Here is a 10910-nt window from a genome sequence, read left to right on the forward strand (position 1 = left end):
AAAAATGCTTACAAAGAACCAATTTCATATCCTGGTTTCTGGGCTGATTATATTGGTCACAACTGGCTGCGGTGGATCGTCAGGGTTGGAGTTTTCTACCTCTCAGGTGCAGGGAACGGTCAGCTATCAGGGGAAACCGCTGGAGTCAGGGAAGATTCGCTTTATCCCTGATGGAGAAGTCGTTAATGGGCAGGTTGCTGGTAAGGCAATTTTTGCTGACATCAAGGATGGGAAATATACCGTTTCAGCAGAGGATGGCGCAACGGTTGGCAAAAACCGTGTCGAAATTAAAAGCTACCGTGGTTCTGGCAAAATGGTTGTTTCCTCAGGGGGGGAAGGTCAGAAAGTTGAGGAAGTCGTGCAGTTTATTCCGGCCCAATATAATACAGAAACCACATTGTCCGTCGAAATTAAAAAGGGGGATAATGTGCTTGATTTTGATCTAAAGTAATTTGCAGAGATCTTTTGCTTTGAAAAGAGTCTTGGCTTACGCTCGCTTTTTTGTCGTCTGAATATGAGTAGAATTTAAAAGTATTATCAAGTCCATAAGAGACCTGTTATATTCGATCTGTTTAATCGATTTTCATGAAGCAGGCAGTGTGGAGTAAGGTGATGCAGCAAGCAAGATTCTTTCTCGTCTGGTTGATGGTTTTCATACTCTGGCAGTCAGCAATTTCCGCGGGGCAGGCAAAACCTGATCGCGAGAAACTGGCGCGGGAGTTTGTCAAACAGCTTGAACAGGGAGAGTTTGAGAAGGCGGTCCAGCGGTTTGACACTGTGATGACTAAGGCACTTCCCCCAAACAAACTGGAGGCGATCTGGAAAGGTGTTCTCAGTCAGTATGGCAGCCTGCAACGGATTGCTGATTCGAGAACCGAGGCGATTAAGAAATATCAGATCGTATTTGTCACATGTCAGTTTGAGCGAGGCCAGCTCGATACCAAGGTCGTTTTCACAGAGCAAAATGAAATCGCAGGCCTGTTTTTCGTTCCTGGTGGTGTCTATCGTACTCCTGGTTATGTCGACAAGAAACAGTTTGAGGAAGTCGAAGTAACGGTCGGTGCCGGGCTCTGGGCGGTGCCGGGTACACTCTCGCTGCCTAAAGGTGACAAGCGGGTACCTGCGGTGGTGCTGGTTCATGGATCAGGCCCCCATGATCGGGATGAGACAATCGGCCCCAATAAACCATTTCGTGATCTGGCACAGGGGCTCGCTTCCCGAGGCGTTGCCGTTCTGCGGTATGAGAAGCGGACGAAACATCATCAGCTCAAAATGGCGTTGCTTTCCGGAGGGCTGACTGTCAAAGAGGAATCCGTTGACGACGCAGTCGCTGCTGTAGATGTTCTGGCCAATCAGCCACGGATCGAAACGAATCGCATCTACGTATTAGGCCATAGTCTGGGAGGGAACCTGCTGCCACGGATCGGAGCCGCTTCTGCAAAGATCGCTGGCTTTATCAGCTTTGCCGGCTCGGTACGGCCTCTGGAAGACCTGGTGCTTGATCAGGTGAAATACCTATTCTCACTGGATGGGGCAGTTACGGCCGAGGAACAGCAGAAGATAGATGCTATCAAAAAACAGGTGGAAATGGTGAAATCACCAGCACTGTCTGCAGATTTTGCGGCATCAGAACTCCCCTTAGGCATTTCGGCTCCATACTGGCTGGATTTGAGGGGATATCAGCCTGCCGTGCGTGCCCAAACGCTGCAGAAGCCCTTTCTGATCCTGCAGGGGGAGCGGGATTATCAGGTCACGATGGTTGATTTTGATCTGTGGAAACAGGCTTTGGGAAGCCGTGCAGATGTCACACTGATTTCTTATACTCGTCTGAATCACCTTTTTATGGCGGGTGAGGGGAAAAGTACTCCCAGTGAATATCTCACTCCTGGCCATGTTGAGAAGCGTGTGATTGTCGATATTGCCAAATGGATCAAAGCCCAGAAATAGGAGAACTCTTGAGGGCTGTTCTCGTTGAACGCTGGGCTCGTTTGGGGAGTGACTCTGCCCAGTTGTATCGCACATTTTTTACGCAGCTCGCAAACTTACGGCGCACATCAAAACTTAATCAAAGTCATCCGAATTATTTGGAGGTGGTTAAGATTGGGTTCAGTCTTAATTTTTTTAAGTCTTGTATATTGTGCCAGATAGGCTTTTCTCATATCTATGGCGGCGTTGCGAGTCTACTGTTTTTTCGAATCGGCTTTCTTTCGGCACATGATTCGCGACTGTGAAAAAATAGTTTGAATCTCAGTCGATACTCATTTTATTTAGTTGGATCTTTGCGATGTCTTTGCAGATTTTACAAAAGCCCCGTCGTTCATTTGCAGAAGAAACAAGCATTCTGGATGGTCTCCGCAAGAGCCTGGAATGCGAGCCTGAAATGGAAGTTCCACCGCAGCAGCAGCCTGCTCCTCAATGGGAGTCCTGCCCCGCACCCGCGAAGCTGGAAACGGAAATCCTATCCGGAACTCATCAACAGGTACGGAACGTCAAAGTCCGCTATGATCACTCTGGGATTACGGTCTATGGCGTCAGTTCCACCTATTATCTCAAGCAATTAGTCACACAGATCGTGCAAACTTTTGCACCCTCTGTTCCCTTGATGAATCGAGTACTGGTTCAAGGGAAATAGCAGCCCGGGTGTCTATCTCTTGATGCTGACGATGATTTCAGAAGTCTGAATCAATAAAAATAGCGGCGTGAAGTCAATTCACGCCGCTATCATTGTTTCTGAGAATTGATTTCGATCAGTCGTCGATTTTGATAATTTCTAATTTGAGCATTCCTGAAGGAACTTCGACTTCAACCTGATCTCCCACTTTTTTGTTCAGCAGGCCTTCCGCCAGCGGGCTTGAGGTCAGGATTTTCATGACTTCGCCAGTATAATCCTCTTCGCCGGGGCCGACAAATTCGTATCTCTCTTCCAAGCCATCGCTTAGATCTTTCACAGTCACCGTTGTTCCAAAGGTGACCACCCCTTTAGGCATGTTTGATTTATCGGCGATATAGCAGCTAGCCAGCTTGGTTTTCAGTTGGTTGATTTTTGCCTGTGTCATCCCCTGTGCTTCGCGCTGGGCATGATATTCGGTATTTTCCTTCAGGTCACCCTCGGCACGAGCGTCTGCAATGGCCTGAGCGATCTCGGGCATCTTTTCGTTTTCAAGGTAACGAATTTCTTCGCGCAGTTTATCGTATCCTTCTTGTGTGATTGGATGACGGTCCATAATTTTGACTCCCGGTTCTTTATCCTCGAGATTTATTTGATTCAGTATATAGCAAAAACGGGCGACTTGAGATTGTCGCCCGTTTTTACAAAGGCTTGCTATGGCCGCATTATAGCAGAAAACCTGCCTGTAATGCTATGCAATTTCGACCCATTGCTTGTCTTTCGCACTTTGCAGAACGGCATCACAAACTTTTTGAGTTTCAAGTGCCGCTCTGAAATCGGGTTGAGTTGGCTTCCCGGTATCCAGTCCCTGGAAGAAGTCAGCCAGAGCGTTGGTAAAGGTGTGCTCGTAACCGATGGTACAGCCGGGAACCCACCATTTATCCATATAGGGGTGTTCGAAGTTAGTGACATGAATCCGCCGCCAGCCGGTAACGTGGTCTTCGACTTTTTTGCCGGTGGTGGGATTGGCGTATTCAAAGAACTGCAGAATCTGTGGGTCTTCCAGGTCAAAGTAGACCGAGCCGGCTTCCCCGTTGAGTTCGAACGTATTGAAGTTTTTGCGTCCACGGGCATAGCGGGAGCTTTCGAAGGTTCCCATGGAGCCGTTGGCGAAGCGGGCGAGGAACATGCAGGCATCGTCGATTTCGACCTTGGTCTTTTCGCCGGTTTCCTGATGAACGCGTTCTTTAATGAACGTCTCTGTGGCCGCTGAGACCGAAGTGATCGGTCCGTTGAGCCAGATCGCAGAGTCGATGGAGTGAGCCAGCAGGTCGCCGGTCACGCCGCTACCTGCGACTTTGGCATCCAGACGCCAGAGAGTCGCACCACCCTGGGGAACGTCTTCTGCGATGGTCCAGTCCTGCAGGTACTGAGCTCGGTAGTGGAAGGGACGACCGATGCGTTCTTCGTCCACCAGCTGTTTGGCCAGGGTGATTGAAGGCACGCGACGGTAGTTAAACCAGACCATGTTGGCCACGCCGGCCTTTTCAATGGCTTCGGTCATCGCGACTGCCTCAGCGACATTCATCGCCAGTGGCTTTTCGCAGAGCACCATCTTACCGGCTTCTGCGGCAGCGATGGCGATATCGTGGTGCGAATTGTTGGGAGTGGTGATGTCGATCAGGTCGATGTCATCCCGTTCGATCAGCTTGCGCCAATCGGTTTCATAGGATTCCCAGCCCCAGTTGTCGGCGAAGTCTTTGATTTTATCTTCGCTACGGGCACAACAGGCCTGCAGAACAGGTGTGTGTTCGATATCAAAAAATTTGCCGACTTGTCTATAAGCATTGGAGTGGGTTCGCCCCATGAATCCGTAGCCGATCAGACCGACGCGTACTGGCTTGGTCATTGGTGTGACTCCTTGTAGATTTAAAAAATAGATTGAAAAATGAGAGTGTAGAGGAAACGATTACGACCAGCCGTGAGCGTCTCTGACGTTAATCATTGCTTCCAGGATGTCGTTCCAGGTCTGGGGGTTCATCATGACTTCATTGGAAAACATGCAACCATCCCAGCAGATGTGCTGAAACTTCTTCGTGGGGTTGCCGTTTTCGTCACGTAACCAGAAACCGGCCCGTTTAACGATATCAAGCTTACCGTTGGGGTCTTTGGGCAGGCAGTGTCTACCGGTTTTGTCATGCGATCCAGTGCCGTGAACGGTGCCGTCGTTCTGTGCCACATGGAAATCGATCGTCCAAGGACGCAGGGCATCGGTCAGGGTTTTATAGGCGGCATCAAAAGTGGCTTCATCGTTCCAGTCGAAGTCTTCCGGAAGGAGACGATCCTCTGGGGCGTTGTAACCCATCAGGTAGAGCAGAGTATGCGACATGTCAGCCTGAAAGCCCAGTATGTCGGGGCGATCGACCAGTTCCAGGAGTTGAACCATGCGTTTCCAGCTATGCATGCCACCCCAGCAGATTTCCCCTTCTGCTGCCAGACGCTCGCCATGATCGGCGGCGATATCGGCGGCTTGTTTGAAGGTGTCTGCGATTTTGGCCTGATTGCCTTCCGGATCTTCGATCCATTCACCGGGGCCTGCGGCAGAGTCGATGCGGACGACGCCGTAAGGGCGAACGCCAAGCTCGCGCAGTTTTTTAGCAATGCCACATCCTTTGCGAACCTGTTCCAGGAACTGGCCGCGTTCTTCGTCGCTACCCATGGCGGAGCCACCACCGGTGGGAGGCCAGACCGGAGCGACGACTGAGCCGATGACCAGATTGCGGGACTGCACTTTTTCAGCCAGTTGCTTCAGGTCATCATCACTGGAATCAATGCTGACGTGCGGATCAAACAGGAACAGGTCCGTTCCGTCGAACTTGATGCCATCCACTTCGGCGGCGGCAGTCAGGTCGAGCATGGTATCCAGGTCAATCGGGGGTTCTGAGTCGGGGCCTTTTCCAACGACGCCCGGCCAGGCTGCATTATGAAGCTTGGGGAGGGGGTTAGCTGTGTGATCACTCATGAGATGGTCTTTCATGTTAGCAGGAATTAGAAGATCAAAAAGAAACTACCCGAGAGTTCGGGCAGTTCTGTGTGACTGATCAGTTTATTTTCGGTAATCACCGATATTGGGAGCACTGGGGCAGGCATCAGGGCCGAAGTAACGGAGTGAAACCAGTGGCTCACTGCCCGTATTTTCAATCGTAACGCCTTCCTGAGCGGTTTTCTCTGTCACGAAGACTTCGTCTTCTGTCATTTCTCTGAAGCGGATCATGGCAGGTGTCTGCAGTCTCAGTTTCCCGATTGTGCCTTCACCCTGAACTGTGATCCAGCTGTATGCGCCGGAGTCTTTGATGGTGACTTTGCATCCCGGGTTGACGGTCAGTTCCTTCGCAGTGAATAACTGCTCGCCTTTGACTTTACCGTAAACAATCCAGCGGTCAACATAGCCGTCGGCTGCGGTATCGCCGATCGCAATGGGCTCGAGGTAATTGTTGGCTTTGAAATTGGGATCCACGTTGGCTTCCCAGTCGAGGGCATCGACGAGATAGGCGTTGTCGTCGTGTTTGTCTTCAGGGAAGTCTTTGGTCAACAGCGAGCGTGGTACGGCCCGGCCTTCGACCATCGACTGATACATGCCGAAGACGTCACTGCCCCACTGTGGTTCGTAGGTAACGAGACTTCCGGGAGCGTGCAGGACGCAGGGAGGAATCAACCAGCCGGTACCCGGTTTGAGGCGATACGCTTTAGAGAGATCAAGAATTCCGTTATCCCCGTCATTCCAGCGATCCAGGCAGTCGATGACATTCTGTTTGGTGGTGCCTGGGTCCAGACCCATGAAGGTGTAGGGGAAATTGTTTCCGATGGCATTCATCTGGGGAGGGAAGTAATACGATTCGGGTTTTCCTTCCTGGCCAACCAGTGCAGCCTGTTCGGCATTCTGGTGCATGTGGTGAGGAATCGGTCCCATATTGTCAAAGAATTTGGAGTAAACGGGCCAGCGATTGTATTTGCCCCAGATCGAATCGCCGATGACTTCGGCTCCCAGTTCGGCGATGGCATCTCGCAGAGTGAACTTTTCACCGCCGAAGACACAGTAGCTCAAACCTTCGTCATCTGGTGCGCCTTCGTTGGTGGCGACGGTTGTGGAGCCAAACCAGCGCTCATCGATACCGCCCCGGTGGGTTCCCAAGGCGTAGTAGTCATTAGGATGCAGTTTCAAACGACGACCGGGTTGAAGAAACGAGCGGGGGACCCATGTTGGGGACAAGCGTAAAATCCCACCACCTTCAGTCAGCGCATCGGCGGCTAGTTTGGCAACGTTAGACATTCTTTCCTCTTCTTATTCCATGTTGCACTGGTGGGTGTCCATGTGAACCACTGGCGGCTCGTTACAAAACCGCTATTTGATCAGGAATTCGGAACACTGGCAAATTGAATTGCTATTGTTAAAAATGACTTGAATCACTGGTTTTATTGTGATGTTTAAGAATGTTTTTGAAAAGGAAACCGAATTGATTTTGCGGCTAATTTGAAAGAATGACATTCATTTCCCATGTGGGCGTTGACTTTGTTAATTCTAAATAATCATTATAAAATCAGAAGTTTGCTGGGGAATTTTGAATCAGATCCCATTTCTGTTGCATTATCGTCTGTGGTCTGCTTTTGTTTGTTTCCCTGGTGGAATAGGATCTTGAAAAAATGGAGAACTCTGGCGATCCTTGCCGAGTCAATCCTTGTCGTCTTCTTATTCACACTTCAGATTGTATGATGTTCTCAATGTGCTCAGGCAGACACCTGTTTCAGGGTTTGCCGCTTCTTAGAGTTTAGTCGGATCAGGAAACAATGACAAAAGTTGCCATAATGGGAGCCACAGGTTATGCGGCTCTGGAGTTGATTAAAATACTACTGCGAAATTCGGATGTGGAAATCGTCGCGTTGACGTCCCGTTCGGAAGAAGCACCGCATATCAGTGAAATTCATCCTTGTCTGGAAGGACGCCTGGATTTGCGCTGTGAAGCATTGACCTCGGCTGAGATTGCGGATCGGGCGGACTTTGTGTTTTGTGCATTGCCACATGTGGCGAGCATGGAAGTCATTCCCGATCTACTGGCGGATGGTTGTCGGGTGGTTGATTTGAGTGCCGACTACCGATTGAGTGATCCGGCCGTATATGAAAAGTGGTATCACCATGTGCATATTGATCCGACCCGGCTGGGGAGCACGGTATATGGCTTGCCTGAACTTTGGGCTGACAAAATTCCCTCCGCCGATCTGATTGCCAACCCGGGCTGTTATACCAGTACGGCCATTTTGGGTTTGGCGCCGTTAATGGCCGAAGGGTTGGTGGAGCCAACGGGGATCATCATTGATGCCAAAAGCGGCGTCAGTGGAGCGGGGCGGAATCCCAAACTGGGAACGCTGTATCCTGAGTGTAACGAGAGCATTACCGCCTATGGTGTGGGAACGCATCGCCATACGCCGGAGATCGAAGAAGTCCTCACTACGGTGGGAGGGAAAGACGTGAAAGTCACCTTTACGCCGCACCTGACTCCAATGAACCGGGGAATTTTAGCGACTATGTATCCGCGATTGACCAAAGCGATTAGTCGGGATGCACTCCTGGATGTTTATCGATCCTTTTATCAGGGGAAGCCGTTTGTGCGCGTAATTGATCGTATTCCCGCGACGAAAAATGTGGCGGGAACGAATTATTGTGACATTTCCGTGCAGTTTGCCGGCGATCAATTGATTGTCTTTTCCGCGACCGATAATTTGATCAAGGGAGCGGCGGGAGTTGCCATTCAGAATTTCAACTTGATGGCGGGGTACCCCGAGACCGCTGGTTTAATCGTCTGAAATTTCTTATTTCGTTGAAGGAGAAGCAGTTGACTGCTGATATGATCTTACCCCAGGGGTTTCGTGCTGCCGGTCTGGCTTGTGGCATCAAGGAAAACAAGTCGACTTTTGATTTATCTTTGTTTGCTTCTGATGTGCCTTGTTGCGGCGCGGGTGTGTTTACGAAGAATCAGGTGTGTGGGGCTCCTGTGAAAGTTTCGCGGGAACGCGTTCCCAGCGAATCGGTTCGCGCAGTCGTAATTAACTCCGGAAATGCAAATGCTTGTACCGGTGAGCGTGGGATTGAAGATGCAAAGTGGATGACCCGTCTAGTGTCGGACGGCTTATCTCTCGCGGAGGAAGAAGTCCTGGTCTGTTCGACAGGGATTATCGGCCACTTTCTGCCACGTACGCCTTTGGAGCAGGGGATTCCGGAAGTCGTGCGGCAATTGGACTCAGGCGCGCGGGCATTTCGGCAGGCGGCGACAGGAATGATGACCACCGATACGGTTCCCAAGCAGGCAACACATGTCCTTTCCATTGGTGGCACGACCGTAAGAGTGAGTGGTGCCGCAAAAGGAGCTGCGATGATTGCACCGAACATGGCAACCATGCTGTCCGTGATCATGACTGATGCACCGTTGAGTTCCACTCAGGCCGATCAACTTTTGAGGAATGCCGTCAATCGCAGTTTCAATTGTGTTTCCGTCGAAGGGCACACCAGTACGAGTGATACGGTGATCTTGCTGGCAAACGGTGCTGCGGGAGCCGCTGAACTGTCCGATCAGGAACTGAGTGATTTGCAGTTGGCAATTGATGAAGTGGCCATGGAGCTGGGGCAGGCGATCATTCGTGATGCGGAAGGGGCCGACCACTTTATTACGATCGAAGTCTCGGGAGCAAAACAACGAGATGATGCGTTTGAAATTGCGCGAACGATTGCCAATGATGCGTTGGTCAAAACGGCAATTACCGGTGCCGATCCGAACTGGGGGCGGATTGTTTCCGCGACTGGTCGAACCAGTGTCAAACTGACTGAGCGGGACATCGTGTTGCAAGTCAATGGCACATTACTTTATGAGGATGGACAGCCAGTCGACTTCGATGAGCAGGCGGTCTCGGATGGGCTGCGGAACAACCGCGATGTGTTGATTCAGGTGCAGTTGCCGTTCGGAGAAGAGTCAGTAGTATTCTGGACGAGCGACCTGACGCAGGAATATGTGCGTTTGAATTCAGAGTACACCACCTGAGTTTCAGTGAGGTAAAAAAAGAGTGGGAGCATTTCGAAAACGCTCCCACTCCTGTCTCTGACTTACTTCAAAGCTGCATCATGCAGGCATGCACGTGCATGATACCGTTAAGAAACACTAATCTTTCTTTGTCACTTTGAAGCCTTTGGCAAAGGCTTTGTCGTTGAAGATCAATTTGATCTGTTCATCGCCTGTCGCTTTTGCTGCTTTGCCTTTACACCCGCCGCAGCAGAATTGCACTTTGGTACCAGCAACGGTCACTTCCTGAGCAGGGTTAACAGGTTTGCCGGCGAAGGGGCATTTGACCTGTTTGGCTTGCTTGGTGGCAACCAGTTGCAGGTTTGCTTTTGCAGCGAATTTAGCTGGGTTTGCTGTGAATGCTTTTTTGCAGTTACCACAGCAGAGGCTGACAGTCCCCCCTTTGTAATCAACAGTTTGGTTGGGGTTAGCTGGTTTGCCAGCAACCGGGCACATTGCTTTGCCTTTACCATCGGCGGCAACGGTTTGGCCTACGAAGGCAACAACAGCTAATAAGGCAGCGATTGATAGAACTTGACGCATGGTTTTCTCCTTGAAAGTGAAAAAGTGTGTTGATTTCAATACTTTAAACGATAGATATCCGAGTTGCAGATCCGTTCCCGTTTCCAAAAGAGGGAAAACATCCTTTGAACAGGATGCAGCGCATGGCGCAGCGATTACAGGCATGGCTCATGCGGGGAACGGAGAAGGTTAATCCGTTTAAGAAAGACGGGAGTTAGATTAACCAGAGGCAGAAGTGCGCGCAAAACTCCCCTGAGTCATAAGCATGAACAGGAGGGGGCAACTCAAATGAGCGTGTAGAAGCGGGGCGAGCTGAAAAACAGAGCTCAGCCGTCAGATCAACTGACTCAAAGTTTTCGCGAAGTTGACGGGCCAATTCGGTGGATTTTACCGAAATGGTTGTTGCTGGCTGTTGAAAGGTCTGATTACAGTGGCAGTTTTGTTTCTGGCACTGAATCTGGTTGTGCGTCTCCTGTTTTTTGCGTTTCTGAGAAGCCTGACAACAACAAGCCTTCTGTTTTTTTGTCTGATTCGATCCTGCTTTACTACAACAGCAGGCTTTCGTCTGACCGGACTGTTTCTGGCTGCACTCGCAACCCGAAACCGGGACGGCAGGTAGAGCCAGGGAGCCAATCAAAATCAGGACAAAAACACGGTACATTACGAATCTCTTC

At 50.5% G+C, this 10910-nt stretch carries 11 protein-coding genes; 5 read left to right on the forward strand and 6 right to left on the reverse strand.

The features are described 5' to 3' along the window. Positions 1-4: 4 nt before the first annotated feature. The 3 genes from Enr17x_RS06625 (at position 5) to Enr17x_RS06635 (ending at position 2632) form a co-directional block, all read left to right on the forward strand. A complete protein-coding gene (locus Enr17x_RS06625; RefSeq protein ID WP_145307053.1) occupies positions 5-451 on the forward strand; it encodes a hypothetical protein in 447 nt (148 codons plus the stop codon). Between the two features lie 161 nt (positions 452-612). After that, positions 613-1947, forward strand: a complete 1335-nt coding sequence (locus Enr17x_RS06630; RefSeq protein ID WP_232100975.1) for an alpha/beta hydrolase — start codon at positions 613-615, stop codon at positions 1945-1947. A gap of 337 nt (positions 1948-2284) precedes the next feature. After that, positions 2285-2632, forward strand: coding sequence for a hypothetical protein (locus tag Enr17x_RS06635; RefSeq protein WP_145307055.1), 348 nt, complete (start codon positions 2285-2287; stop codon positions 2630-2632). Between the two features lie 115 nt (positions 2633-2747). Here Enr17x_RS06635 and Enr17x_RS06640 read toward each other — a convergent pair whose 3' ends face one another. From Enr17x_RS06640 to Enr17x_RS06655, 4 genes are all read right to left on the reverse strand, one after another. Beyond that, positions 2748-3227, reverse strand: a complete 480-nt coding sequence (locus tag Enr17x_RS06640) for a GreA/GreB family elongation factor (protein WP_390622548.1) — start codon at positions 3225-3227, stop codon at positions 2748-2750. A gap of 132 nt (positions 3228-3359) precedes the next feature. Then, a complete protein-coding gene (locus tag Enr17x_RS06645) occupies positions 3360-4517 on the reverse strand; it encodes a Gfo/Idh/MocA family protein (protein ID WP_145307059.1) in 1158 nt (385 codons plus the stop codon). Positions 4518-4577: 60 nt separating this feature from the next. After that, on the reverse strand, positions 4578-5630 hold the full coding sequence (locus Enr17x_RS06650; protein WP_145307061.1) for a sugar phosphate isomerase/epimerase family protein: 1053 nt from the start codon (positions 5628-5630) through the stop codon (positions 4578-4580). An 84-nt stretch (positions 5631-5714) separates the two neighbouring features. Continuing rightward, positions 5715-6938 carry a cupin domain-containing protein gene (locus Enr17x_RS06655; RefSeq protein WP_145307063.1) on the reverse strand — a complete coding sequence of 408 codons (1224 nt, stop codon included), beginning with the start codon at positions 6936-6938 and terminating at the stop codon, positions 5715-5717. Between the two features lie 515 nt (positions 6939-7453). Here Enr17x_RS06655 and argC point away from each other — a divergent pair. Together argC and argJ are read left to right on the forward strand one after the other, a co-directional pair. Next, complete coding sequence (gene argC / locus Enr17x_RS06660; RefSeq protein ID WP_145307065.1) at positions 7454-8467, forward strand: N-acetyl-gamma-glutamyl-phosphate reductase; 1014 nt, start codon at positions 7454-7456, stop codon at positions 8465-8467. Positions 8468-8496: 29 nt separating this feature from the next. Then, complete coding sequence (argJ, locus tag Enr17x_RS06665) at positions 8497-9696, forward strand: bifunctional glutamate N-acetyltransferase/amino-acid acetyltransferase ArgJ (protein ID WP_232100976.1); 1200 nt, start codon at positions 8497-8499, stop codon at positions 9694-9696. A gap of 117 nt (positions 9697-9813) precedes the next feature. On the opposite strand, the gene Enr17x_RS06670 is transcribed toward argJ, so the two are convergent. Both Enr17x_RS06670 and Enr17x_RS06675 read right to left on the reverse strand, forming a co-directional pair. Continuing rightward, on the reverse strand, positions 9814-10257 hold the full coding sequence (locus tag Enr17x_RS06670) for a hypothetical protein (protein WP_145307067.1): 444 nt from the start codon (positions 10255-10257) through the stop codon (positions 9814-9816). 193 nt (positions 10258-10450) lie between these two features. Next, on the reverse strand, positions 10451-10897 hold the full coding sequence (locus Enr17x_RS06675; protein WP_145307068.1) for a hypothetical protein: 447 nt from the start codon (positions 10895-10897) through the stop codon (positions 10451-10453). Positions 10898-10910 lie beyond the last annotated feature (13 nt).

Origin of the sequence: Gimesia fumaroli (assembly GCF_007754425.1) — a bacterium.
Classification (GTDB): Bacteria; Planctomycetota; Planctomycetia; order Planctomycetales; family Planctomycetaceae; genus Gimesia; species Gimesia fumaroli.

Bases quoted from the DNA above. Each gene is read 5' to 3' on its own strand.
- Enr17x_RS06625 (WP_145307053.1), top strand. From the start codon at position 5: ATGCTTACAAAGAACCAATTTCATATCCTGGTTTCTGGGCTGATTATA.
- Enr17x_RS06630 (WP_232100975.1), top strand. From the start codon at position 613: ATGCAGCAAGCAAGATTCTTTCTCGTCTGGTTGATGGTTTTCATACTC.
- Enr17x_RS06635 (WP_145307055.1), top strand. From the start codon at position 2,285: ATGTCTTTGCAGATTTTACAAAAGCCCCGTCGTTCATTTGCAGAAGAA.
- Enr17x_RS06645 (WP_145307059.1), bottom strand. From the start codon at position 4,517: ATGACCAAGCCAGTACGCGTCGGTCTGATCGGCTACGGATTCATGGGG.
- Enr17x_RS06650 (WP_145307061.1), bottom strand. From the start codon at position 5,630: ATGAGTGATCACACAGCTAACCCCCTCCCCAAGCTTCATAATGCAGCC.
- Enr17x_RS06655 (WP_145307063.1), bottom strand. From the start codon at position 6,938: ATGTCTAACGTTGCCAAACTAGCCGCCGATGCGCTGACTGAAGGTGGT.
- argC (WP_145307065.1), top strand. From the start codon at position 7,454: ATGACAAAAGTTGCCATAATGGGAGCCACAGGTTATGCGGCTCTGGAG.
- Enr17x_RS06670 (WP_145307067.1), bottom strand. From the start codon at position 10,257: ATGCGTCAAGTTCTATCAATCGCTGCCTTATTAGCTGTTGTTGCCTTC.
- Enr17x_RS06675 (WP_145307068.1), bottom strand. From the start codon at position 10,897: ATGTACCGTGTTTTTGTCCTGATTTTGATTGGCTCCCTGGCTCTACCT.